A 24,732-nucleotide genomic window follows, 5' to 3' on the forward strand; every position below is an offset into this window, starting at 1 on the left:
AGTCTAATGACTGGCCGGGGTCAGCTCAGCCTGCCTGCTCCCGTCGGCCGGTCGGGCACCACGCTCGGCACCCGGGCGCAGGAACACCGGATCGATGCCCTCCGCCAGCCGTCCGTCGCGCCGCGCGGCCAGATACCGGTCGCCCAGCACGCAGAACACCACGATCAGCAGCAGACCCCACCCGAAGGTGACCCGAAGATATTCCAGCGCCCGTCCGGTGCTCTGCCAGTGATCCAGCAGCCACTTGTCGTAGGTCATGAATCCGAAGATCGCCAGCCATGCGGGCCAGTTGCGCAGCACCGAATTTCGCAGCACCACGGTCATCAGGAACGGGAACAGCATCATCGAGTAGTACTGCTGTCCCAGGCCCGACAGCAGGAACCACGCGGTCAGGATGACCCCGGAGGCGGTGCACACGAAGAACAGCTCGTCGTTGCGGTAGTAGCGGTACAGCAGCCACAGCGAGATCAGCACCAGCACACCCATGACGATGCGCATACCCCAGGTCAGCCACTCCGGCAGCCCGTAGTAGCCGGCATTGCCCACGATCGCGCTGTTGAAGTAGTCGCGATTCTCGAGCAGGTATGGCAAGGTCCGGCGCACGAAGTCCATCGGATCGGTGATCAGCGGCCACGCAATGACATTCAGCACCAGCGGCACGCCCAGCGAGGTGATGAAGACCTGCCACTGCCGGCGCGCCAGTGGAATCAACAGCAGCGGAGCGAGAGTCGGCTTGACGGCGATCGTCAACCCCATGACGACACCGGCCAGCAGGTCGCGGCGCGCGAGCAGCAGGTGGATGAACACCACCTCCGCCAGCAGGACAACTCCGTTCACATTGCCGAACGCCAGTGTGTTCATGACGGTTTCGGACAGGAACATCAGCAGGAGCAGCAGCGGCGCGGCCGGGGAGGAGAGCCGGAACTTGAACAGCCGCAGCAGCAGATACCAGGCGAGGATGATGGCCAGGGCATTGAGCCCCATGAAGCACCACTTCGACTTCTCGGGGTCGATGATCGCCAGCGGCGCGATCAGCAGCGTGCCGCTGGGCGGGTACAGGTAGTGCGGATCGACGTAGTCGAAGTTCTCGTTGTAGACGGCTCGATGGTTCAAAAACGCCAGCGACGCCCGATAGACCGGCGCGAAGTCGTCGGTGATCGTGAAGTTGGTGGCCTTGACCACGATCCGGTGCAGCACAGTCATGACCGCGAACGGCCACAGAGCGAAGTTCAGGACCTCGGCGGTGGTGCGAGCGGTTCGAGGCTCGAGCTGACGAAACAACACTGGGGCACGGTACACCGGAACGGGCCCGAATGGTTGGCCGGACCCGCCCTCTGGCATGCCGATCTCGGCTCAGGGGCCGCGAACCGCCGAGCGGAGCGAGGCCATCGAACACAGACCGTAACTCAGGCGGGGCAGGCGGTGCCGTCGGCGGGCAGTTTCGCGTCCTTCAGGTACTCGGTCACCGCTTGCTGTGCGCAGGCGGAGTGATTGGCCACCGGATGCCCCCATCCCTGCCACCGGACGCTGGCGATCGTCGCACCCGCCCGGCCGAGCACCCCGGTCACCATCGGCAGCCCGTCCACGCCGACCACGGGGTCGGCGGCGGCGCCGAGGACCAGCACCGGCAGCGCCAGCTTGGTCGGCAGCGGCGCGGGATCGGGGACCGGCCAGGCGCTGCACGCCATCAGGCGCACGGCCGCGTCCTGTCCGAAGACCGGATACTGGGCCGACCAGGTGGGCACCAGTTGCCTGGCGCGCTCGAGTGTTGCGGGCTGCTGGTTGTCGCTGCAGCGGGCGACGAACTGCCCGTCGGAGGCGACGGCCGCCGATTCCCGTTGCACCAGTTGGCCGATCGGGCCGCGGTCGCCCCGCCCGGCGGCCGACAGCGCATCCGCCAGCTCGCCGACGTGGGCGGCCTGATCGGCGCGCGGATCGCCGAGGAATGCGGAGATCGTGGTCAGCAGCGCGCCCGCGGACAGGTCACCGAGTCCGCCGCTGCGGGCCCGGTTCACCAGATCGAGCACCGCACCACGCGGGTCGGCGCCCAGCGAGCAGCTCAGCGCGGCGCAGCGCTGGGCGAAGGCGGTCAACGCCGCCTCGGCCCCCTTGACCCGCTGTTCGGCCCGCGTGGCGGCGTCGGCCTCCACGGCCTGCGGTGCGTCCAGGACCAGCCGCGCCAGATGGTCGCCGTACTTGGCGGCGTAGCTCAGCGCGACCTGTGCGCCGTTCCCGGCGCCCAGGAGTGCGATCCGGTCCACCTGCCACTGCTTGCGCAGCTGCTCGATGTCGTCGGCGGCGTGGGCGGCGTCGAAGGTGCGCTGATACGGCTGCAGGAAGTCCGTGCAGGCGACGGTGGCGTCCTGGCTCAGTTTCGCCATCGCCTCGATCTGATCGCCGGAGGCGAATTGGGCGCTGTCGGCCAGGGCGCGGCGGGTGTCCGCATGCAGGCAGTCGATCGACTGCGAACTGCCGATGCCGCGCCGATCCACCGCGACGACCGGATGCGCGGTCAGGATCGCCCCGGCCGGTCCGGTGGCCAGGCCCGCGAGGGTCGCGGTGGACGATCGGTCCGCGCCCGAGGTCAGCACCAGCGGCGCGGCGTCGGTGGGGGTCTGCGGCAGCCGGGCCCGCACCGCGGCATTGCGGAAGGTGCCCAGCACCGTGCCGCCGGCATCGATCCCGGTGGAGTATTCGGCACATTCGAAGATCAGTCCCGGCGGGGGCGCGCCCAGTCCCAGCTTGCCGAAGGTCGGGGCCGCGCAGTCGTGCCAGCTCAGATCGGTCTTGGGAACCTCGGCTCCGGGCGGCGGCGCGGGGGCGGACGAGGTGGTCGGTGTGCCGGCCCGGTGCGGGCGCTCGACCGCGACGCCGGGGCGGTCCGAGGGCCCCGCACCGCAGGCGGCGGTGAGCACAACCGTCAGCGACGACGACACCAGCAGGGCGGCCCGAGTCCAGCGCATGCGCTACAGCCTGCCAGGTTCGGTGCGTTGCTTCAGCTCTGGGTGTGGGCGCGTTCCCAACGGGTCAGCACCGTACCGTCGTCGTCGAGCAGCGCGTGCACCATCGCCATCGGCGTGGGCAAGGCGTTGGGCGACACCGCAATTCGCCCCGCGGTACCGCCGACGAGCAGCGGTGACACGGTCAGGCACAGCTCATCGACGGCACCGGCGACGATCAGCTCGCCGAACAGCGACGGCCCGCCCTCGCACAGCACCCGCAGCAGCCCGCGTTCGGCGAGGGCCGCGGCGATGGCGGCGGCGGTGACGGTGGTGTCGCCCGCCTCCACGACGTCGGCGCCGGTGTCGGCGAGCAGGCGCTTGCGCTCGGCGGGCGCGGCGGCGGTCGTGAGCACGATGGGCGGGATCGCGGTGTCGGTGAACAACCGGCTCTCCGGATCCAGTGCGGCACTGGCGGTGACGACCGCGATCGGCGGTGGTGTGCCGTCCTGGCTGCCGCCGAGACCGTGGTGGTAGAGCCGGATGCGGCGGTGGCTGTCGGCGCGCGCGCCGGCGTAGTTCTCCGTCCGCACGGTGCCCGCGCCCACCAGCACCACATCGGCCAGATCGCGCAGGATGCGGAAGACGGTCTTGTCGGCCGGGCCGCCGAGCGCACCCGAGCGCCCGTCCAGGGTCATGGCGCCGTCGATGCTCGAGATGAAGTTGACCCGAAACCACGGCGATTCCAGCCGCGCCGGGTAGGTGTACAACCGCACCAGGTCGTCGGCGCCCAGCGTTGTGAACTGGATCGCATTGGGGACACGCTGCATAACGACCGATCACACCACGTCAGTACGCTACGTGCGTGCAACAACACCTCGTCGATCGCAACCCGGAGGTTCCGGCCGATCAGCTCATCGCGCAGATGGTGCCGCCGCCCACCTTCGACGAGGTGAGTTTCGCCTCCTACATCCCCGATCCCAAGGAGCCCAGCCAGGCCGCCGCGGTGGCCAAGGCCGAGCATTTCGCCGGGCAGGTCGTCAAGATTCACGCCGCGGCCGGGAAGAAGGGGCTGTTCGGTAAGAAGAAGCAGGTGAACGGCGCGGGCCTGTATCTGGACGGCGGTTTCGGCGTCGGCAAGACGCATCTGCTGGCCTCGATCTTCCACGCCTCGCCCGCGCCCAAATCGTTCGGCACCTTCGGCGAGCTCACGAATCTGGTGGGCGCGCTGGGCTTCACGAATGCGCTGGAACGCCTGTCCGGCAACAGCCTGCTGTGCATCGACGAATTCGAACTCGACGATCCCGGCGACACCATGCTGGTGTCGCGGCTGCTGACCGAGCTCACCGCCCGCGGCGTATCGGTGGCCGCGACCTCGAACACCCTGCCGGATCAGTTGGGGGAGGGGCGGTTTGCCGCACAGGACTTCCTGCGCGAGATCCGCAAGCTGGGTGCGCTGTTCGAGACCGTGCGCGTCGACGGCCCGGACTACCGCCACCGCGACCTGCCGCCGGCCCCGGAGCCGACCGCCCCGGAGCAACTGGTCGAAAAGGCCGCGGCCACACCGGGTTCCACCCTCGACGAATTCGATGCGCTGCTGCAGCACCTGAGCACGCTGCACCCGTCCCGCTACGGCGCGCTGATCTCGGGTGTGTCGGCGGTGTTCGTCTCCGATGTGCACACGGTGACCGATCAGGCGGTGGCGCTGCGGATCGTGGTGCTGGCCGACCGCCTCTACGACGCCGGGATCCCGGTCACGGTGTCGGGGGTGAAGCTGGACAAGATCTTCTCCGAGGAGATGCTGGGCGGCGGCTATCGCAAGAAGTATCTGCGCGCCGTTTCGCGTCTGCTCGCCTTGTCGCGGTTCGAGGTCCCGGCGGCCTGACCGAGCGGTCGCTCGGTGTACCGTGAGCAAACGAAAGGAGTTGCCATGGTCCACCGGACGATTCGCCTCACCGCGGCATTGGCAGCCGCCACCACGATCGCCCTCGGCCCCGCCGTGGGAACCGCGCTGGCGACCGACCCGCCCGCGGCGACGAGTTCGGTGATCGCCGGGCTCGACGATCGTTCCCTGCCCTTGCAGGGCGTGCTCAACGCCCGCGATCTCGGCGGCTACCGCACCACCGACGGCCGGGTCGTGCGCAGTGGACTGGTTTTTCGCAGCGGTGAACTGAGCAAGGCGACCGACGCCGATCTCGCGGCGCTGTCCGATCGCCGAGTGCGTTACGTCGACGATCTGCGGATGGGGATCGAACGGGCGATCCTTCCCGATCGGGTGCCCGGCGGGGCGACCGAGCACTGGGACGACATCATCGGCCAGGCGCCGCCGCAGGTCATGGCTTCCACGCTGGCGGCCGGGGCCGACCTGTACCGGGCCTTCATCACCGCGCCCGGGGCGAATCAGGGCTTCGCGAACGTGCTGCACGACATCATCGACACCGACAACGGGTCGGTGCTGTTCCATTGCACCGCGGGCAAAGACCGCACCGGCTGGATGGCCGCCGTCCTGCTGACCATCCTCGGCGTCGACCGCCAGACGGTGACCTACGACTACCTGCTGTCGAACTACTACCGCAACGCCGCCCCCGGCGACGGCCTCAACGGCGTTCTGCCCGCGGCCCTGGATGCCGCCTTCGACCAGGTGAACCAGACCTACGGCAGCTTCGACAACTACGTCCACGACGGCCTGAAGCTGACCGACGACGACGTCGACGCGCTGAAGGCGAAACTGCTGTCCTGACGGACGGTTTCGACGGGCCCCGGACCGGCCGGTCCGGGGCTCATTCGTACGGGTCGGTACTTCTAGGTGGCAGCAATGTCGTTAGCGGACGTAAGATCCTCTGTGTCCGTGATCACGGACAACCGCTCGATATCGCTCGCGTCACACGAAGTTCGACCAATCGGAGGAAAGCCGTGCGTACTGAAGGGGACACCTGGGACATCGTCAGCAGCGTCGGAGCGACGGCGCTCGGGGTGGCTGCGACCCGGGCCGTGGAAACCGTCCAGCCCGATGCGCTGGTGCGCGACGAGTACGCCGCGCTGTTCGTGGCGGCCTCCGGTCACGAGGGGATGAATCGGATTATCGCGGATCCGTCGGCCCTGCGGGACTCACCCATGGGCCCTGCGATGATCGGCCTGCGCAGCAAGTTCTTCGACGACCACTTCCTGGATGCGGCCGCCGATGACGTGCGGCAGGCGGTGATTCTGGCCGCGGGTCTCGATGCCCGAGCCTATCGCCTGCCCTGGCCGCCGGGCACCGTCGTCTTCGAACTCGATCAGCCCAAGGTGCTCGAATTCAAGCGGCAGGTGCTGACCGAGCACGGTGCCGTCGCGCCCGCCGACCGGCGCGAGGTGGCGGTGGACCTTCGCGACGACTGGCCGCAGGCCCTGCTGGAGGCGGGATTCGACCCGTCCGCTCCGACGGCGTGGTCGGCCGAGGGCCTGCTGCCGTATCTGCCCGGAGTGGCACAGGATGCGCTGTTCGAGCGGATCGCGCGGCTGTCGGCGCCAGGCAGCCGGTTGGCCACCGACACCATCAGCAATTACGAGGAGTTGGGCCGGATGGCCGAATACCAGGCCGACCATATGCAGGACACCCCGTTCGCGGAGATCGATCTGAGCGGCCTGTTCTACACCGACGACCGCACCGAACCCGACGCCTGGTTCGCCGCCCACGGCTGGTCGACGACCGCGCAGTCGCCGACCGAACTCGCGTCCCGCTACGAGCGGGCACTGCCGCCGGTTCCCGAACAGTTCGAGGCGATGTTCCGCAGCAGTCGCTACGTCACGGTCACCAATCCGGTCACAGCTCCCTCTGCATGACGTAGTCGTGGCAGAGCTGCGAGCCCACGGTGAAGGTCTTGGTGCCGACGGTCCGAAAGCCGTGTTTGCCGTAGAACCGTTGGGCGCGCTCGTTCTGCTGATTGACCCCCAACCAGACCACCGCGTAACCGCCGCGGCGGGCGCTGTCGACGGCGGCGCGCATCAAGGCCGTCGACACCCCGCTGCCGTGGTGGCCGGGTAACACGTACAGCTTGCTGATCTCGATGACGGGGCGGCGCTCGACCGCCCGGGCGACATCCGGATCGGCGGGTTCGCCCGCGACGAGCATGGCGTAGCCGACGATCTCGCCGTCGGCCTCGGCCTTGAGCACGATGCGGTCGGGATCGCTGAGATAGTCGCCGAAGCGGTCGTGCGAGAGCACCTCGGCAATGAATTTCTCGATGTCCTCCGGCTGCAGCCCGGGCGGGCAGGCCAGCGGAAAGGTCGCCGCCGCAACGTCACTGAGGGTCTCCACGTCCCACAGCCCGGCCCGGTCCACGATGACTGGGATGTCGCTCATACCTGTCATAGCACCACATCGCCGCCGTCCGGCGCAGATCCGGTCTTGCGGGTAAACCGATCGTTATACTACGGTGCGGAGATGGGTGTTACCTATAGTTACGCCAATTCGGCGGAGTACGACGCGATCGTCGTCGGTTCGGGGATGGGTGGCATGGTGGCCGCGGCCTACCTGGCGGCGGCGGGTCGGCGCACGCTGGTGCTGGAGGCCTACGACGTGATCGGCGGCTGCACCCACGCGTTTCGCCGGGCGGGGAAGTGGGAGTTCGACGTCGGACTGCACTATCTCGGGGACTGCGGGCCGCACGGGATGGTTCCGACGATTCTGCGTGGGGTCGGGCTGGACAAGAAGATCGAATTCCGGCCGCTGGATCCGGACGGCTTCGACACCATCGTCTTTCCCGATCTGACCCTGAAGATTCCGCGCGGCTGGGACAACTATCAGCGCAATCTGATCGAAGCCTTTCCCGCCGAGGCGGATCGGATCCGCGCGGTGGTGCGCATCCTGCGGCGCATCGGCCGCAGTATCGACCACAGCCGCACGCCCGCCTCACTGCTGGGCAATGCCCGATTCGTGTGGTCGGCGGGCCCGGCGGCGGTGTGGGCCATGCGCCCGCTGACACATCTGCTCGATGCCCACGAACTCGGTCCACGGCTGAAGGCGGCGATGTCGGTGCAATACGGCACCTACGCCAGTCCGCCGCATCGCACGCCGGTCATGGTGCACGCCTTCATGTTGCACAACTTCCTCAACGACGGCGCGTGGTTCCCGAAGGGCGGCGGTCAGGTGTTGTCGGCGCGGCTGGGTGAGGTGGTGGTCGCCCACGGCGGGCAGATCCGCACGCGGGCGGCGGTGCGGCGGATCCTGGTGCGGGACAAGGCCGTCACCGGTGTCGAACTCGAGGACGGGAGCCGGTTCACCGCGCCGATCGTGGTGTCCAACGCCGATGTCAAACACACCCTGCTCGATCTGGTCGGCCGTTCCCATCTGAACCGCCTCACGGCGGCCCGTGTGCGCGGATTCCGGATGTCGCAGTCGTTCTTCAACTGCTACCTGGGCGTCGATCTCGATCTCACCGAACGGGTCGGCAACACCAACTTCTACTCGGTCCCCACCTCCGAGGACGTCACATCCCTGTTCGAGGATCTGGCCGAGAACAAGGGCGGCTATACCCGGGACGAGCGAATCGCGCAGGCACGCAAGCGGCTTCCGGCCTATGTCAGCATCACCACGGTCAAGGATCCGGACAACCCGTTCGGCGCGCCGCCCAGTTCGTCGGTGCTGGAGGTGATGACGCTGATCTCCGCCGAACCCGACTTCTGGGGCCTGCCCGCATGGCCCGCCCACGGCGACACCGAATACCGGCACAACCCCGAATACCTCAGGATCAAAGAAGCTTTGACCGACATCATGATCCAGCGGGTGGCCGAGGTGATCCCCGGCATCGAGGAGCACATCCGGTGGCGGGAGGCGGCCACCCCGCTCACCCAGCACCGGTACACGCGCTCCACGAGCGGTACGCCGTACGGAATCGAGATGTCGCTGTTGCAATTCGGGCCGTTCCGGCCCGGGGTGCGCACGGAGATCCGCGGACTGTTCCTCGCCGGTGCCTCCACCGCCTGGGGACCGGCCGTCGAAAGCGCGATGCTGTCGGGCCTGCACGCCGCCGCGGCCGCACTGCGCCGCGACCTGGATGCCGAGATCCGAGCGGGGACGGTGCTCGGCGACGCCCACGATCTCGGGCCCGACGGTGCGGACTGGGAACCCCTGGCCGCCGCGAAACGGCTCGCGGTGCGCACCGCACGTCGCGGCTGAACAGCATCGATGACCGCCGGCGCTACGCTTGGATCCGTGACCGCAATGCGCTTGCTCGCACGGATCAATCGGTATCTGACCAATCCGCTGTTCCGGGTGGTGGCCGGGCGGGTGCGGGGCTATGCGAATATCGTGCACACCGGCCGCCGCTCGGGCCGCAGCTACCGCACCCCGGTGGGGATCACCTGGGACGGCAACCAGCTGATGGTCGCGGTGAACTATGGTGCGACCAGCGACTGGGTGCGAAATATCGTGACCGCCGGAGCATTCCGGCTCGAACATCGGGGCCGCTCGATCGCGATGGACCGGCCCGAACTGGCCCGCATCGGCGGCCGCGATTTCCTCATCGCAGAAAGGGCTCCGGCATGACCGATTCCTCGCCCGACGCGCCGCCGGTCACCGTCTACTGGCGGTGGTGGTGCACCTATTGCCTCCGACTCGGAATCGCCATGCGCCGCGCCGGAATCGCGTTCGACAAGATCGACATCACCCGCGATCCGGCGGCCGCGGCCGACCTGCGCGCCCTCACCGGCGGCGACGAGATCACCCCGACCGTCCTGGTGAACGGGCACACCCTGATCAACCCGAAGGTCGACGACATCCGCGCCGCCCTCGCCGACTCTGCGTGATCGGTTCGGCATACCGACCATTCGGGTGCTCGAATCGAGATGAAAGCGGCCCCGATGATCACGCTGGGCTCCCGGTTGAGTAACGAATCCGGTCATGATCACGTGAAGGGCCCTGATATTTACGGCACTCTGGAAGGAGCGGACTGGAACGGCCCGCGGGTGCACGGGTAGGGGAAGTGGTCGCGTGAGCACGAAGGATCGGACCGAGATCGGGAGCGGACAGGCGGCGGTGCTGGCTCCTCCGGAGCCGGTGAATCTCCCTGAGGTGGAACCGAATCCACGCGGCCATCGGCCGGGGGAGCGCTGCCAGGAGGCCGGGTGTGGCAATTGTCACTGGGACGTGCAGCGACTGAAATACTGGCTACGCGGCCGGCTGCTGGCGTCGGGGGCCGACGACGCGGAGGTGGACAAGTCGCTGGGTGCGCAGACGCCCGGCGTGCTGTGGCGGCGCGGTTCTCGGCTGTGCGCGATCGAAGTGCGCAGTGCCCCGGTGTTTTTGGCGCACGCGCAGGAGCGCACGGCGCGATTGCGCGCGGTGGGCTGTGACGAGGTGCTGTGGTTGTGCCCGCCCGGCTACTGGGTCCCGCGGTTGCCGGCGCTCGGTATCGACGACTTCGCCCCGCTGGTCTGCGAGTACCGGGTGGTGTCCGGGATGGTCGAGGCGGGGCCCTCGGGTGCGGTGGTGCCGCACGAGAAGCCCTGGGCGGTACGGGAATTCATCGAAGGCTGGGTGGCGGGCGAACTGGCCTGGGGCTACCGCGACGAGACCACGGGAGGATGGGCAAGGGTGACCGACTGGGAGCAGCACACGCACGCGCAGGCCCTCATGATCGCACGGCAGCGGCAGGAGCTGATGCACCAGCGCACCACCTTGGCCTTGGCGCGCAACGCCACTCGTGAAAAGGCCAAGCAGGTGCACAAGCTGCTGGGCCGCTTGGAACGCGCCGAGCGGATCGCCGAGGAGTTGGACGGGGCCCGCCGCCGCCTGGACGATCACAAGCGGATCGACGCCACCCTGCGGGTGACGATCGCCCGCCAGCGCGAGGCCCTGGTCCGCTGGCAGGCGCTCACCTGTTTCGCCATGCTGGTGATCGTCACCTTCATCGTGGCGGGGTTGATGCTGCGCTGATCAGCGCATGGTGTGCCCGGCGGCCACCGATCCGGCGGTACCGGCCACGGCACAGCCGATCACGATCGCCCACGCCAGCGGTCCCAGCGGTACGCAACCGAAGAAGCGGTTGACCCCCGGCGTCATGATGATCGCGGCGAGCAGAGCGCTGCTGCCCGCCACGGTCGCCCACACCAGCGGGCTGTGGCGGCCGATCACCAGGGTCTGGCCCAGCTGGGTGCCGATCAGGGCGGCCAGGGCCATGGTCTCCGCGCGGTGGCGACGGCCGGTATAGCGGCCCAGCAGCCACGCGGTTCCGGCTCCGACGGTGGTGAAGGTGCCGCGAACGGCCACCGCCCGTAGGAAGTCTCCGCCGATCTCCGGGGGCGGGCCCAGCGAGGGCTCGTCCGAATCCTCCGCGTCGGCGGGCCGGGTGTCCGACAGCGCCACGGCCATGGCCGGGCCCAGATCGGTGAGCAGGTTGACCACCAGGAACTGCCGGGTGCCGATCGGCGCGCGACCCGACAGCAGGGTGCCGAGCACGGTGAAGGCGACCTCACCGGCGTTGCCGCCGACCAGCACGCCGATCGCGTCGCGCACCCGCTGCCACATGCCCCGGCCCTCGGCCAGTGCATCGCGCAGCACCGTCAGATCCGATCCGTTGTCCGGTTGGGTGAGAATCAGATCCGCGGCCTCACGGGCGGCGACCGAGCCGCGGGCGGCCAGCCCGATGCCGACATCGGCGGTGCGGATCGCGGCCGCGTCGTTGCTGCCGTCGCCGGTCATCGCGACCGCATGGTTGCGGCGCTGCAGCGCGGTCACGATGCGCACCTTGTGTTCGGGGGAGACGCGCGCGAAAACCGTCGCCCGCTCGATGAGTTCGGCCTGCGCGTCCTCGTCGAGCGCGTCGATATCGGCGCCGGTGGCCACCACGTCGGCCGGAATACCCAGCTGTTCGGCGATGGCCCGGGCGGTGATCGGATGGTCGCCGGTGATCATGCGGACCCCGATGTCGTTGCGGGCCAACTCTTCCACCAGCTCGGGCGCGCGCGGGCGCGGCGTGTCGGCGATGCCGATGAACCCGAGCAGGGTGAGCTGTTCGATCTCCTCGGTGACATCGTCGGGGGCGGTGGCGAAGTCGCGCCGGGCGACCACCAGCACCCGCAGCCCGCGGGCCGCCAGCCGCCGCACCGCCGCCTCCGCGTCGGCCCGATCCTCAGCGCCGATCGCCGTCACCCGGTGCCCGCTGGAGCCGTCGGCGCGCAATACCTGTGCGCAGCGCGGCAACACGACCTCCGGTGCGCCCTTGACCGCCAGCCGCAGATGATGGGCGGTGTGGCCGATGGCCGCGGCATATCCGCGGAAACTTTCGAACGGGATCTCCTCGATCGGATCCCAGGTGTGCGCGGCCCGATCGCCCAGCAGGCTGGTGGAGGCCTCGACGACCGCCCGGTCGGTGGCGTGCACCAGCGGGCCGTCGTCGGGATTCGGGCAGGCGCGGGCGGCGGCGCGCAGCAGCCGCCGGGCCTGCGGGGAGTCCGCGGCATGGGCGGTGTCCCAGTTCTCGTCCAGGTCGGCGAGGGCTACCAGGCGCAGCCTGCCCTCGGTGAGGGTGCCGGTCTTGTCGAAGCAGACGGTGTCCACCCGTCCCAGCGCCTCGATCGTGCGGCTGGAACGGACCAGCACCCCGCGGCGCGACAGGCGACGGGTGGCGGCCAGCTGGGCGACGGTCGCGACCAGCGGCAGGCCCTCCGGCACCGCGGCGACGGCGACCGCCAGCCCGTCGGCCAGCGCCGGTCGCAACGGCAGCCCGCGCAGGAAACTCGTTGCGGTGACCGCACTTCCGCCGCCGAGTGTGAACGGCAGCACCTGTGCGGTGAGGCTGCGCAGCTGCGCCTGCACACCGCCGGTCGGGGGCGGACCGGCCACGGCCAGCGCGCGTCCGGCCTCGGTGCCCGAGCCGACGGCCACCACCACCGCCCGCGCGGTGCCGTTCACGATCACGCCGCCCTCGAACACCATGCAGGTGCGATCCGCCAGGGCCGCACCGGGTGTCGCGCCGGCCTGCTTCTCCACGGTCACCGATTCGCCGGTCAGCCCGGATTCGTCGACCTCCAGGCCGGCGGTTTCCAGCAGCCGGGCATCGGCCGGAACCACCTCGCCGGGGGCCAGGGCGATCACGTCGCCGGGTTGCAATTCCGCTGCGGGCACGGTCTTTTCGATGTCGTCGACGATCAGCCGGGCTTGGAGCCGCTCGCCCACCAGCAGCCGGTGCAGCGACAGCCGGGCCCGCCGCCGCTGCAGCGCGGACACCGTGGCGTTCAGGCCGAGCACCGACCCCACCAGCAGCGCGTCGGTGGGGGAGCCGAGCAGCGCGGAGGCGACGGCGCCCACCGCCAGCAGGGGCGTCATCGGATCGGCCAGTTCCCGGCGCACGTGCCGGGCCAGATCGACGGCCGCGGTGGCGGGCGCGCTGAAGCGGCCCGCGAGTGTCTGCGTGGCGGTGGACAACCGCGACGGCGGCGGCGCCGGTTCCCGATGCGGCGCGGGCAGCCGGGCCAGCACCTCGTCCGGTTCCAGCGCATGCCACGGCACCAGCGGGACCTCGGCGTGTGGTGCGGCCCGGGCGGCCCGGCGGCCGCTGAGATATCCGGTGACCAGGCCGATCATCGTGGCCGCGGCGACCGGACTGGTGACACGCGCGGGCCGGCTGCCGTGCGGTCCGGCGGCCAGCAGCAGTCCGCTGAGTGTCGCCGCCGAGAGCGTGAGCACGCGGCCGCGCTCGCTCACCTCGCGCGCCCGCCCCGCCGCGGCGATGATCTGCCGGGCACAGCCCAGATCCGGGCACACCACATCGGCCTGCCAGGGGATCCGCACGGTCCCGTCCGGTCGTCGGGTGACGATCCCGATACCCAGATCCGCCGCCCCGAGCCCGCGATGCGCCTGCCCGCTCAGCAACGCCACCACATGCCCCTGCCGCTGCAACCGATGCACCAGCCCCGACACCGATCCTCCGGCGCGCACGAATTCGTCCGCGCTGCGCCGCAATTCCCCGGTGCCTTCGTCCCCGATCAACACCACCCGCAGCCCGGCCTTCCGCGCCGCCGCCAACAACCCCACGGCTTCGGGATGCGGCTCCCGCCCGATCAAGACCCGCCCGACGACCCGCCCCCGCTCCCGCAGCAAATACCACCGCGGATCCCCGGGGTCGGTCTTTCGTCGCGAGCCATTATGCGCTGCAGCATCTTTCGTCGAGCGCGCGGGCGCCGTCGATTCGGCCGCCGACTCGTTCCCGGTCGGTGACACCGCTGTCGTCGGCGCCGCCCGCCGTTGGTCGGGCGGTGTAGGAGGGGCGGCTCCCGATGTCGGTTCGGGGGCGGTCGGCCTGACCGTTTCGGTCGGATGGCCCGTCGCTTCCTCGGTGACCTCGGCAGGGACGGCTTGCGGACTGTGCTCGGAAGCTTCGGTGATCGTCTCGGCCGCTGCCCGGGTCGGCCGTCCGGCAGAACCGGCGCGCCTGCGAGGCACCCAGCGGGCCGCATCGGGTCCGGTGGACGAATCCTGCTGCCGCGGAGCGTTTTCAACGTCCCCCGACTCGGATTCGGGAGTCAGGTCGAGGTCGGGGCGGTGACGGCCGCGCGGGGGTGGGATCGGCAGTTCGTGGCCGTTGCGCCACAGGAGGCGCTGGGTGGCGCTCCAGACCTCTTCGGTGGGCCAGGACGGGTCCTCGGTGTCGGCGGCCAGCACCACGGCGCGGTGCCCGCGGACGGCGTTGCGGTCCACGACGATTGCCGAGACGCGGTCCAGGCGCCGCCACAGCAGCGGGTCGAGGGTCAGCACGCCGCGCCCGGACATGATGGTGGCCAGGGTCGCGGCGAACAGCTCGCGGCCCGCGCGAGCGGCCTTCGGGACGCCCGCCGTGATCGCGTCGGCGGCGTCGGGTGTGCCCCGGCCGCCGGTGAGCGTGGCCGCCGAGGCCAGCGCCGAGGCGCTGCTGACCTCGTCGGTGCAGCGCTCGACGGGGCCGCGCGGCAGCGGCGCGGGCCGCGGCGCGGGAGGGCGAAATTCGGGGACGCCACGATGACGCGGATCGGCGATCAGATCGTCCCAGCGTCGCCATTGCGCATACCGGGCCGTGGCCTCGACCAGGCGCATCGCCCGCTGCACGGCGTCGGCGAACAGGCCGGTGATCTCCGCATCCATCGCCTGGCCCAGCGCATTTCCGAGGGTGATCACGGTGTCGGTGCGGTGGCGGCCCAACTGCTCCTCCAGCATGCCGCGCAGTCGCGGCTGCCCGTCGACCAGCGCGACGGCGGCACGGAACATGTGCGCGGGCGCGGGCATCGGCAGCACGCGCCCGGCGACGGCGGCGCTCAGGCCGATGACGTCACCGGCCAGCTGCAGGGCCGCCGTCAGCACCGGTTCGCGCTCGCAGGGGTGTTCCAGGCGGCGGCTCCACGACTGTCCCTCGGTGTCGGCCAGGGCTTCGACACGTTCGAGAATGGCCTCGATATCGCTGGCCGACAACCGTTTCGGGTCCGCCGCGACGGTGAGCCACCCGGTGGCGGCGTTCACCCGGAACCAGTGCACCCCGGGCACCCGATCCAGCTGGCGGTGCAGTACCTCGCCCACCCGGGCGCCGCGCTCACCACGCAGCCCGCGCACCTCGGCGTGAATACGGTCGCCGCGCACCGCGACTCGTCGCTGGTGCCGCAGTCGGCGCGGCTCCAGCAGCGCCGACAGCTCCCGGCCGATGCCGTCGGTGAGCTCGGTGACGATCTCGCCGACAGCCGGATCGACGGCCCGGGCGGCGGCGGCCACCGGCCGGCGCATGAGCCCCAGCGTTGCGCCGGTGGCGGCCAGCGGCAGTCGGATCGGTGCGGTGGCGAGACTCCGGAGCGAGACCATTACTTCGCGCTACGTGCCGACCGGCCGGTCTGCTTACGCGTCGACCGGGATTCCGTAGCGGGACGTGAGCGTCCCGATCCGCGTGCCCGTGAAGCCGTCTTCGTCCCCGATCCGGGTGGCCGACGGGTCGCCTCCTCGCTCGATTCCTTTTGTGCCGGTGGTTGTTTCGTGCGTCGCGCCAGGTAGGCGATTCCGGCGATGCCGCCCGCCGCCGCCACGACCGGCCATTCGACCAGCCCGGCCACCCCTGCCGCCGCGATGCCGAGGGCGGTGGCCGTCGGTGCATCCATACCGGTGCGGGCGCCGGAAACGGCGCCGGAGATCATGCCGCGCGCGGCCCCGGTGGTCGCACCCACGGCGGCGCCGCCGACCGCCCCGACCGCCTGCGCGGTCGCGGATGCCGTGGCACCCAACGCTTTCGCAGTGCCCGATGCAATGCTCATGATCAGTTCCCAGTTGTCGAAAGTTGGCGATGTGCACGACGTGCCCGCCTATGCGCCGGGCAAACATCGCCCGGGCCCTCGACCTGGACGGATTCTCACGCGTGCACCGGTGCGGGACCGAGTTGGGTAGCAATCGCTCACGCAGGCAAGGGATTCCGCGCTACAGCCCCATCTGCCAGGGCGGTAGCGCCGACCGGTATCGAGATGATTCGTGGGCCGTGGCCCGAGCGACCGAGCTGTCGCCGGACCTACCGGATGCGCCTCGCCGGACCGTGACCACTCGACGTGGCGACTCGGCTACCGTTCAGGATCCGCTCGGGCGGCATCCATTGGCGCGACCTCGCCTATCGATCACCGCGACAGGTGGGCGCTCGTCACCCGGTCGGCCACCGTGTCGCGGCTGAGTCGGAACGGCCCGCGTTCCCAGCGCCAGCCGTGGCGCAGGGTCATGGCCGCCAGGTCCACCACCTCGATGCCGGTCTCGTCCACATAGCGGCGGAACTCCGCCCAGTCGATCGGACCGGCGGCGAGGCGATTGCGCAACAGGTTCTCGTGCCGGGCGTCGACGGTGTGCCGCAGCAGGTCGGGTTCGCCGAGGCGGCTGCCGGTGAACACCAGCCAGCCCCAGCCGTGTTCGTGGGCGCGGGTGTGGGCGGCGGCGAGTTTGGCGCGATTGCCGTGCACCGCCAGCCGCCCCAGCGGGACCACATCGATCACCAGCACCCGGCCGTCGGTGAGCCGGGCGGCGACGGTGGGGTGATGGGTGCGCCGGACGCCGTCGAGGCGATAGTCGACGCCGACCGGGCGCTCGACGAACGTGGCGACCTGTTCGCTCTCGTCCAGCATCCGCAGCAGCCGTGCCTCCAGGGCGGTGTCGAAACTCGCTTCCCGGCCCAGCTTTTCGGTGAACATCGCGCCGCGGGCGTCGTCGTCGGCATCGACGGTGGTAACGGGTGCGTCGGGCAGGGGAGCGGACGCACCGGTGGGCCAGTCGGTGCGACGCAGCAGCGGAAGAAGCTGTCCGGCAACCGGATCCGACTGCCGCGGTTCGGTCGGATGCCAGCGCCCGCGCTGCTGCCATCCGGCGATGCGCTGGAAGACGAAGCCCGCTATCCGCTTGGCATCCATCAGGGCGTGTCCGGCCAGGCGGAGTTTGAGGTAGGCCAGCTCTTGGGCGGCGATATCGCTGTCGGTGACATACGTTTCGGTCAGCAACGTCCGCACCAGCCGTTCATCGCCCCAGCCGACCGGGTAGCGTGCGGCGAAGACCGCGGTGTCCGGGAAGCCCGTGGCCTGCACGCGCCGCACCATCTGCCCGACCGCGCGGGTGTAGACCTGGCGCACCCGGTCGCGCGACAGTTCGTAGCGGGCGCCGAGCAAGGTCAGGGTTTCCGGTCGCTCCCCGTCGAGGCCGAGCCGCTGGGTGAGCAGCTCGCCGTCGCGAGGACGCTCCTCGGCCTGGGCGGCCACGATGGCGGCGATCGCCTCGTCCACCTCTTCGAGTTCGAACGAGAGCCCGTCGCGCACGTCGTCGAGCAGCCCCGCTCGTATCGCATCCGTCCGGCTCGTCGTCACCGCGTCCCCTAATCATCTTTCGCACGTTCATTCGAAAGCCTAGGTCCTCGAGCCGAATCCGTCGGGTAACCGGGCGCGTGTCCGGTTCCCGGACGGTCTTGGCCGCGCGTGACCTTGGGAGCGGCCTTCGTCGGCCGTGCCGGGTCGGTGAGATCCCGACATCCGCAGCGGTGAGTGAGGGCCGCGGTGGCTTACCCAACTATCGGGCTCGCTGTGCGGGACGTGGAGGGGCTGGCTGGGCGGCCGCGGTGCTCAGGGGCGGGGCTGGGCGGCGATGCCGAAGCGGGTGACGGCCAAGGCGGCGAGCCAGGCCACCGTGGCGGCGACGGCGAGCCCATGGATGGCACCGAGGAAGTGGCTGCCGGAGGGCGCACCGGCGATCGCGCCGAAAATGGCGACACCACAGGCGGTTCCGATCTGGCGTGCGGTGTTCGACACGCCGGTGGCGAGCCCGGAACGATCCGCCGGAGTGGCCCGCACGACCGCGGCGACGACCGAGGTGGTCACCAAACCGGCGCCGCAGCCGAGCAGCGTGAAACCGGCCAGCAGCCAACCGGTTCCGGTGGTGACGTCCAGGCCGATCAGCAGGAGCGAACCGGTCGCCGCGAGCACACAGCCGACGCTCACCGCGGTGCGCGGCCCGCGGGCGGCGGTGAGCCGACCCGACACCGGTGCCAGCACGACCAGCGGAACCGCCAGCGGCAGCACCATCGATCCGGCGACGAGCGGGGAGTAGCCCAGGACGTCCTGCAGATACAGCATGCATACGAACAACATTCCGTTGAAGATCAGATTCATGGTGAGCGCCACCACGTTGGGGCTCAGGAATTCCTTGCGGCGCAACAGGTCCAGCGGCAGGACCGGATGTTCACTGCGCCGCGCCGACCCCAGCGCTGTCGCCAGTGCCGCCACCGTCAGCGCGGCGGCCGCGGTCACCGTGACCGCATTCGCGCGGTGGCCCGCCTCGATCACGGTGAACACCGCCGCGCCCAGCCCGACCACGAATCCGAGCAACCCGATCAGATCCAGTCGTCCCCGCCGATCGCCCGCCCGGTTCGGCACCACCAGCAGCGCCCCCACGACGGCCGCCGCGGTCAACGGCATATTGATCCAGAACACCGGCCGCCACCCCAGCGAGCCGACCAACAGCCCACCCAGCAGCGGACCCGCGGGCAGCGCGAGCGACGAGACGGCCGCCCAGAGGCCGAGCGCCTTGGCCTGCTCGCCGCGTTCGGGGTAGACGTCGACGATCACGGCCATGGTGCTGGGCAGCAGCAGCGCCCCACCGACACCCTGCAGCACCCGCGCACCGGCCAGGACGCCGACGCTCGGCGCCAGCGCACACACCAGCGACGTCGCGCCGAACAACGCGAAGCCCGCGACCAGCACCCGCCGATGCCCGAGCCGGTCCCCGAGCGTGCCCCCGGCCAGCAGCAGACCGGCGATGGCGACGACATATCCGTCGACCACCCACTGCAGCATGGCCACATCCGAATGCAACTCGCGCCCGATACTCGGCAGCGCAACATTGACGATGGTCACATCCAGCAACACCAAGAACATGCCGGCACACATCACGCCCAACACCCGTCCACGCTGTGCCGCAACGGTTCCGGGACTCTCGAGTATCGAAGTGGTCATGCCCGAAGTCTGTCCCGCAAATTCTTCGGTCGGCGCCGAAGCGTGGGCGGCCTGCTGTCGGGTGTGTCCTGCACGCATTGTTCGGCGGCGGCCGAAGTGTGTGCGCGGCAGACTGGGCTCATGACGGATCACCGACCTGTGCACGGATATGCCGACATCGCCGCGGTCGGGGCGTTGCTGGCGGATGCGACGCGGGCGCGGGTGCTGGCGGCGCTGGCGGATGGTCGCGCCCTGCCGTCCTCGGTCCTGGCGGCCGAGGCGGGTGTGGCGGCGTCGACGGCGAGCGAGCACCTGGCGCGGCTGGTGGAGGGCGGCCTGCTGACGGTGGAGCGCTCCGGTCGCCACCGCTACTACCGATTGGCCAACTCCCGGGTCGGGGCGGCGATCGAGGCATTGGCCGTGCTCGCGCCGACCCATCCGGTGCGATCGCTGCGCGAATCCACCCGCGCGGCGGCCCTGCGCCGCGCGCGCAGCTGTTACGACCATCTGGCCGGACAACTGGGTGTGGCGGTCACCGAGGCGCTGCTGGATCACGGCGCGCTGATCCGCACCGACGGAGCCGTGGGAACCGAACGCGCCCAAGGCGATCGGCTGTCCGCCCCGGTCCGCGAGCACGCCTACGAACTGGGACCCAATGCCGATACCGTCTTCGCCGAACTGGGCGTCGATCTGGACGCCGCCCGTCGCCAGCGTCGCCCGCTGCTGCGCTTCTGCGTGGACTGGAGCGAACAACGCCACCACCTCAGCGGCGCGTTGGGCGCCGCGGTGCTGACGCGCATGGAGTCGGCGGGCTGGCTGCAGCGGCACGGTTCGCGCCGGTCACTGCGGCTCACCGATTCGGGCGCACGCGCCCTCGACAGCGTGCTCGGCATCCGGCCGGCCGCCTGACCGCGACCCGAGTCAGCGGTCCTCACAGTCGAAGGGGGTGAACTCGAAGCGGACCGTGCTGATCACGCGGGCCCGCGTCGTCCCCTCGACCAGCACCGGGGTAATGATGCCCGCATGCTCGGATTCCTGCAGCGAGGCCAACAGCCGGGCACACGCCTCCGGCGCATCGACCGGCTCGGCCGGCGTCTGAATCAACGTCCGATGCAGCAACGTCATATCCCACGAATCGCGCGCCCCACTCCCCGCCGACACCGCAAGCGTCGCATCCACCAGCCAGTGCGACGGCTTCCCCGCCAACGCCGGAGTCGTATGCGCAGACACCCCGATAATCTGGTCCGCCCGCACCAGCCCATCCCGCAACGTCCGCACCCACACCTTCGACAACCCCATCACACACCTCCCGTCCATCCGGTCGCCTCCATCATCGTGCGACCGCCCCCCGAACGGACGAAAACGCAGTGAGCCCCAGTCGAAACCGGGGCTCACTGCGTGGTTGTTGGTGCGCGATACTGGGATTGAATTAATAACGCGCGTATTGCTCGCGCAACTCCGTTGCCAGGGGAGTCTAGCAAAATTCAGCGCTCTACCTGCATAGATGCGCTTTGGACAAATGCCGACATTGGCGCCTACCTGTGTACATTTGTGAGGCACGGATTGGGCAAAACACTGCGTATTGGGCACGAATTGGGCATAGAATCAGACTACGCTCGTGGGCCCGAAGTGTGTTGGGCCGCAACTAGTTTGTGGCCAGCCAGTCCGGGCCTCTCGATAGCGATCCGACGGGGTCTGACCAACAGGCAAGGAGTGCGGCATGGCGCGGAAGGACGGGGAACCGAAGCGGTCGTTCGGGACCATCCGTCAGCTAAGTTCGGGTCGTCATCAGGCGCGCTACACCGGCCCTGACCTACGCCGTTATAAGGCCGAGCAAACTTTCGCAACGGAGGACGACGCGAAGGCATGGCTGCGGCGCATCCACCGAGAGATTCGGGACGGATTGTGGAGTCCACCTGGCTTACAGAAGCAGTCGCGGGCCGGGATCACGCTGAAGGAGTACGCGGACGATTGGCTGAAGCACCGGATTGTCCGCGGCCGTCCACTGAAGCAGCGAACCAAGGATCACTACCGCGACCTTCTGGATAACCACATCCTCCCCGAACTGGGATCCATGCCGTTGAAGTCGATCACTCGCGATGATGTCCGGGAGTGGTATGACATCACGCTTCTGGGTCGTCCGACCTATCGTTCGCATGCCTACTCGCTACTTCGCACCATCCTCAGCTCTGCAGAAGACGAAGAGCGAATTCTGGTGAACCCGGCGAAGATTCACGGCGCCGGCGCAGTCGACCCAGCGCATCATGCTTCCCCAGCAACTCTCGAGGAGCTGGGCATCATCGTTGGCGAGATGCCTGACCGGCTGAAGCTCATGACCCAGCTTGCTGCCTGGTGTGCGTTGCGGTTCGGTGAGCTGACCGAGCTTCGGCGTATGGATGTGATTCTGGCGAAAGATCAAGTGGTGTTGCATGTTCGGCGTGGAGTTGTTCGGACGAAGAGCGGACGTCAGACGACGACACCAAAATCACGAGCCGGAATTCGACGAGTCAACGTTCCTCCCCACCTACACGACGCTGTTCGTGCTCACTTACGTGATCACACGAAGCCGAAGCGAGATGCCTTGCTGTTTCCGGCCGATCACGGTGGTCACCTTGCTCCGAGCACTCTGTACCGGCACTACTACCGGGCACGGAAGGCTGCTGGGCGAGAGGATCTTCGTTTCCACGACCTACGTGTTACCGGGGCGACGATGGCCGCTCACGCCGGTGCGACCTTAAAGGAGCTGCAGGCCCGTCTCGGTCACACGACCGCGGCAGCCGCTATGCGCTACCAGCGGGCCGTTGAGAACCGTGATGTCCAGCTCGCACGGAAGCTTTCAGCGATGGTGGACTTGCGCACCCGTGGCGAGACGGATCCGAGACAACCGGGGCCAAATGATCGGTGACGGTGGTGTACTTGACGGTCAAGGAGACAGGGGGTCCGATCATGCCTAGACCTGCGGAGCGGATACCGAACCAGCACCTCAAAGATCTCATCAAAGAGGCCGGGATCAGCCATAAGGCACTCGCATGGAGGATGCGTGAGTTCAGTAAGAGGGGCGGTGGTACACCAGTTGGTACGCAGCACGGGGCTATCGCAAAGTACTGTGACGGCAGGATCAAGCAACCGGAGTACAGGACGGGCGACGTACTGCGAGCCGTGCTGAGCGAGCTAGTCGGCCGCCGCTTGTCCTTTGAAGATCTTGGTTACTCGTATTCTTCCACGGTCGAGAATATAGACGTAATAAAGTATCCGGAAAATCCGGTCGGAAGTGTGGAGGCGCTGGATTCTCTTGTCAGATCGGCGCAGAACGGTTCACAATTGATTGTGATTCCACAGGCGTGGGCGGACCTGCTTGTGAACGCAATTTTCGGAAGCGACATGTTTGCAGATCTGTGCACGTCAGGAAACGTAACCGAGGTCGAAGTACAAGCCGTGCGTGACGCAGTGGAGATGTTCTCCAGCTTCGACTATCGATATGGTGGCGGTCAATCCAAATCGTTGGTCGCAAAATTCCTCGAAACTAGCGTCCTGCCCTGTATAAAGAATGTGAATCCTGGCACTGAGATCGGTAGGCAATATTTTCAGGCTGCGGCAACCCTGGCGCGACTCGCTGGCTGGACCGCGTACGATATGGGTGAGCATGGCTTAGCTCAAAGATACCTCTTCCACGGATTCCGACTGGCGAAGGCGGCTAATGATCGACCGCTGTGCGGCAGACTCTTAGCGGGTATGAGTCACCAAGCGAACTTCTTGGGCCATTTTGATTATGCAACTCATTTGGCCCGCGCTGCTGTGCATGTTGCAAGTGGATATGCAACGCCGACTACTATGGCGTTGTTCCACGGTATGGAAGCGCGCGCTCTGGCTTCGCTCGGAAATGAATCTGGGGTAACCGAAGCTCTGGGTAAGGCGGAGCAATATATGAGTCGACGAAATCCAGACGAGGATCCTAAATGGATTAGATATTTCGATGAGGCCGAGTTGCATGCTGAATATGCACACAGCTTCCGTGATTTAGGGCGATCAGAATTAGCTATCAACTATGCGGCCTCATCTATCGCCGAGGCCGACAGCCTATATGTGCGCAGCGTGCAATTCGTCAGAACTGTGTACGCCACGGCGCAACTTCAAGAACGTGAACTAGATGAGGCCGTGTCGCTCGCACAAAGCGTGGTCGATGTAGTCGCGCACTTGCATTCGCACCGGCTGATCTGCTATCTGACCGACTTCCGTCGTCGGCTACATCGTACGGCCGCGGGCGCCAAACCAACAGTTTCATTCGATGAGTACGCCTACAATGCCCTCAAATCAAAAGGGTTCCCAGCGCCGGGTGCTGCCATTTCGTAAGTCAGCGAGTCTCTTTCGTATCTCGGCATCGATCTGCTTGGAGTGTCCGCCCAGTTGCATGAGCCATGTTGTCATATTGAGTTCACGCGCCGCCTGCACTGTAGGGAAGCCATCCCATTGCAACGCATCAAAACCGTATGCGTTTGCGAATGATCGGTAGGTCGATTCCGGCACCGTACCAACCTTGTAGCTAACCGCGAGTGTGCATACGTCCCACTCACGGGGACCGAAACAGAAGTCTCCATAATCAATCAACCGGATCGTGCCATTCTTGTCGCGCATCAGGTTCCCTATGTGAGCATCGCCGTGTAGCGGCCCCCAACCTAAGACTGATCGAATCTTGCAGAAGTCGTCTTCGATCCGCGACTTTCTCTTCTGTATAAAACTAATATCACCCGCGTCGAATTTCTCTCGAAGATGCTCAATTCTTCCGTCTATTTTTGGCATAGGCTCGAATTTGGGCAGCCTGAAAGATGTTGGTTCAGGGAGAGCGTGTAGAGCCTTGATAACGTACCCAAGATCATCTGCAGTTGGCGCTATTGAACCTACCTCGATCAGCTTCCAAAAAGTAACCGGCAAGCCGTCAATGACCAGAAGCGAGGTTTCTGGATAAGCAAGCTCTGTGCCTGGTATCCCGTTCCTATTGAGCCAGAGCGAGACGGCGACCTCTTTTCTGCTCTCCTCGATGGACCGCCCTACTCGTACGATTGTAGGCTCAGTATTGAGGCGAAATAGGGCATTCTCGCCGAGTCTTATTAGCTGGCTATCAGCAGAATTAATTCCAAGTTGCCGACAGGCGGCAAGCATCACGCCGTACGTTGTGTCCGGATCCAGGTGCGTCGCAGTCGGCATTTCATCAGGCTACCGGTTGAGGCTGAACGATCATGTCGGTACCGAGGGGAGCCCCCCGGCACGAGTGTGCGTCGGGAGGATCGCGGCCGTGTGTGCGGGGGGTACACGACAGAACTCGTGTGCCCCCTCTGTGCCTCGATTGCCTCCTGTC

20 protein-coding genes are annotated in these 24,732 nt (G+C 68.0%); 10 read left to right on the plus strand and 10 right to left on the minus strand.

Going from position 1 to position 24,732, the window contains the following annotated elements; translation table 11 throughout:
* Positions 1-3: 3 nt before the first annotated feature.
* The 3 genes from IU452_RS14640 to IU452_RS14650 all read right to left on the minus strand — a co-directional run bounded on the left by IU452_RS14640 (position 4) and on the right by IU452_RS14650 (position 3,769).
* Positions 4-1,341: a glycosyltransferase family 87 protein gene (locus tag IU452_RS14640; RefSeq protein WP_195109524.1), complete on the minus strand. Its 1,338-nt coding sequence runs from the start codon at positions 1,339-1,341 to the stop codon at positions 4-6.
* 65 nt (positions 1,342-1,406) lie between these two features.
* Entirely contained in the window at positions 1,407-2,963 is a 1,557-nt protein-coding gene (locus IU452_RS14645; RefSeq protein WP_195109525.1) for an alpha/beta hydrolase, read from the minus strand.
* Positions 2,964-2,995: 32 nt separating this feature from the next.
* Entirely contained in the window at positions 2,996-3,769 is a 774-nt protein-coding gene (locus tag IU452_RS14650) for a pyrimidine reductase family protein (protein WP_195109526.1), read from the minus strand.
* Between the two features lie 35 nt (positions 3,770-3,804).
* Between IU452_RS14650 and zapE the strand changes: the two genes are divergently transcribed.
* From zapE to IU452_RS14665, 3 genes are all read left to right on the plus strand, one after another.
* On the plus strand, positions 3,805-4,824 hold the full coding sequence (gene zapE / locus IU452_RS14655; protein WP_195109527.1) for a cell division protein ZapE: 1,020 nt from the start codon (positions 3,805-3,807) through the stop codon (positions 4,822-4,824).
* Between the two features lie 45 nt (positions 4,825-4,869).
* Positions 4,870-5,679 (plus strand): tyrosine-protein phosphatase, encoded by an 810-nt coding sequence (locus tag IU452_RS14660; RefSeq protein ID WP_195109528.1) that lies wholly within the window; start codon positions 4,870-4,872, stop codon positions 5,677-5,679.
* Between the two features lie 173 nt (positions 5,680-5,852).
* Positions 5,853-6,761 carry a class I SAM-dependent methyltransferase gene (locus tag IU452_RS14665; RefSeq protein WP_195109529.1) on the plus strand — a complete coding sequence of 303 codons (909 nt, stop codon included), beginning with the start codon at positions 5,853-5,855 and terminating at the stop codon, positions 6,759-6,761.
* Here IU452_RS14665 and IU452_RS14670 read toward each other — a convergent pair.
* On the minus strand, positions 6,742-7,281 hold the full coding sequence (locus IU452_RS14670) for a GNAT family N-acetyltransferase (protein WP_228817553.1): 540 nt from the start codon (positions 7,279-7,281) through the stop codon (positions 6,742-6,744). The two genes, IU452_RS14665 and IU452_RS14670, sit on opposite strands and share 20 nt — an antisense overlap.
* A gap of 81 nt (positions 7,282-7,362) precedes the next feature.
* Between IU452_RS14670 and IU452_RS14675 the strand changes: the two genes are divergently transcribed.
* The 4 genes from IU452_RS14675 (at position 7,363) to IU452_RS14690 (ending at position 10,854) form a co-directional block, all read left to right on the plus strand.
* Positions 7,363-9,096: a phytoene desaturase family protein gene (locus tag IU452_RS14675; RefSeq protein ID WP_195109530.1), complete on the plus strand. Its 1,734-nt coding sequence runs from the start codon at positions 7,363-7,365 to the stop codon at positions 9,094-9,096.
* A gap of 45 nt (positions 9,097-9,141) precedes the next feature.
* Positions 9,142-9,465 (plus strand): nitroreductase/quinone reductase family protein, encoded by a 324-nt coding sequence (locus IU452_RS14680; RefSeq protein ID WP_228817879.1) that lies wholly within the window; start codon positions 9,142-9,144, stop codon positions 9,463-9,465.
* Entirely contained in the window at positions 9,462-9,725 is a 264-nt protein-coding gene (locus IU452_RS14685) for a glutaredoxin family protein (RefSeq protein WP_195109532.1), read from the plus strand. The genes IU452_RS14680 and IU452_RS14685 overlap by 4 nt, the downstream gene beginning before the upstream one ends.
* Positions 9,726-9,909: 184 nt before the next feature.
* The gene (locus tag IU452_RS14690) at positions 9,910-10,854 is read left to right on the plus strand and encodes a hypothetical protein (RefSeq protein ID WP_324192615.1); all 945 of its coding nucleotides are present in this window, start codon (positions 9,910-9,912) and stop codon (positions 10,852-10,854) included.
* Here IU452_RS14690 and IU452_RS14695 read toward each other — a convergent pair whose 3' ends face one another.
* The 4 genes from IU452_RS14695 to IU452_RS14710 all read right to left on the minus strand — a co-directional run bounded on the left by IU452_RS14695 (position 10,855) and on the right by IU452_RS14710 (position 19,400).
* Positions 10,855-15,741, minus strand: a complete 4,887-nt coding sequence (locus tag IU452_RS14695) for an HAD-IC family P-type ATPase (protein ID WP_195109533.1) — start codon at positions 15,739-15,741, stop codon at positions 10,855-10,857.
* Positions 15,741-16,184 (minus strand): hypothetical protein, encoded by a 444-nt coding sequence (locus tag IU452_RS14700; protein ID WP_195109534.1) that lies wholly within the window; start codon positions 16,182-16,184, stop codon positions 15,741-15,743. The genes IU452_RS14695 and IU452_RS14700 overlap by 1 nt, the downstream gene beginning before the upstream one ends.
* Before the next feature lie 351 nt (positions 16,185-16,535).
* Positions 16,536-17,759 carry a hypothetical protein gene (locus IU452_RS14705; protein WP_324192616.1) on the minus strand — a complete coding sequence of 408 codons (1,224 nt, stop codon included), beginning with the start codon at positions 17,757-17,759 and terminating at the stop codon, positions 16,536-16,538.
* Positions 17,760-18,011: 252 nt separating this feature from the next.
* Positions 18,012-19,400, minus strand: a complete 1,389-nt coding sequence (locus tag IU452_RS14710) for an MFS transporter (RefSeq protein ID WP_195109535.1) — start codon at positions 19,398-19,400, stop codon at positions 18,012-18,014.
* A gap of 120 nt (positions 19,401-19,520) precedes the next feature.
* Here IU452_RS14710 and IU452_RS14715 point away from each other — a divergent pair, with 120 nt between their 5' ends.
* Positions 19,521-20,288 (plus strand): ArsR/SmtB family transcription factor, encoded by a 768-nt coding sequence (locus tag IU452_RS14715; protein WP_195109536.1) that lies wholly within the window; start codon positions 19,521-19,523, stop codon positions 20,286-20,288.
* A gap of 12 nt (positions 20,289-20,300) precedes the next feature.
* Here IU452_RS14715 and IU452_RS14720 read toward each other — a convergent pair whose 3' ends face one another.
* Positions 20,301-20,678, minus strand: coding sequence for a hypothetical protein (locus IU452_RS14720; RefSeq protein ID WP_195109537.1), 378 nt, complete (start codon positions 20,676-20,678; stop codon positions 20,301-20,303).
* 421 nt (positions 20,679-21,099) lie between these two features.
* Between IU452_RS14720 and IU452_RS14725 the strand changes: the two genes are divergently transcribed.
* Together IU452_RS14725 and IU452_RS14730 are read left to right on the plus strand one after the other, a co-directional pair.
* Positions 21,100-22,284, plus strand: a complete 1,185-nt coding sequence (locus IU452_RS14725; RefSeq protein ID WP_195109538.1) for a tyrosine-type recombinase/integrase — start codon at positions 21,100-21,102, stop codon at positions 22,282-22,284.
* Positions 22,285-22,295: 11 nt separating this feature from the next.
* The gene (locus IU452_RS14730) at positions 22,296-23,729 is read left to right on the plus strand and encodes a hypothetical protein (RefSeq protein ID WP_195109539.1); all 1,434 of its coding nucleotides are present in this window, start codon (positions 22,296-22,298) and stop codon (positions 23,727-23,729) included.
* Here IU452_RS14730 and IU452_RS14735 read toward each other — a convergent pair.
* Positions 23,691-24,581 carry a phosphotransferase enzyme family protein gene (locus IU452_RS14735; protein ID WP_195109540.1) on the minus strand — a complete coding sequence of 297 codons (891 nt, stop codon included), beginning with the start codon at positions 24,579-24,581 and terminating at the stop codon, positions 23,691-23,693. The two genes, IU452_RS14730 and IU452_RS14735, sit on opposite strands and share 39 nt — an antisense overlap.
* Positions 24,582-24,732: the final 151 nt, after the last annotated feature.

It is taken from the genome of Nocardia transvalensis (assembly GCF_015477765.1).
Taxonomy (GTDB): Bacteria; Actinomycetota; Actinomycetes; order Mycobacteriales; family Mycobacteriaceae; genus Nocardia; species Nocardia transvalensis_A.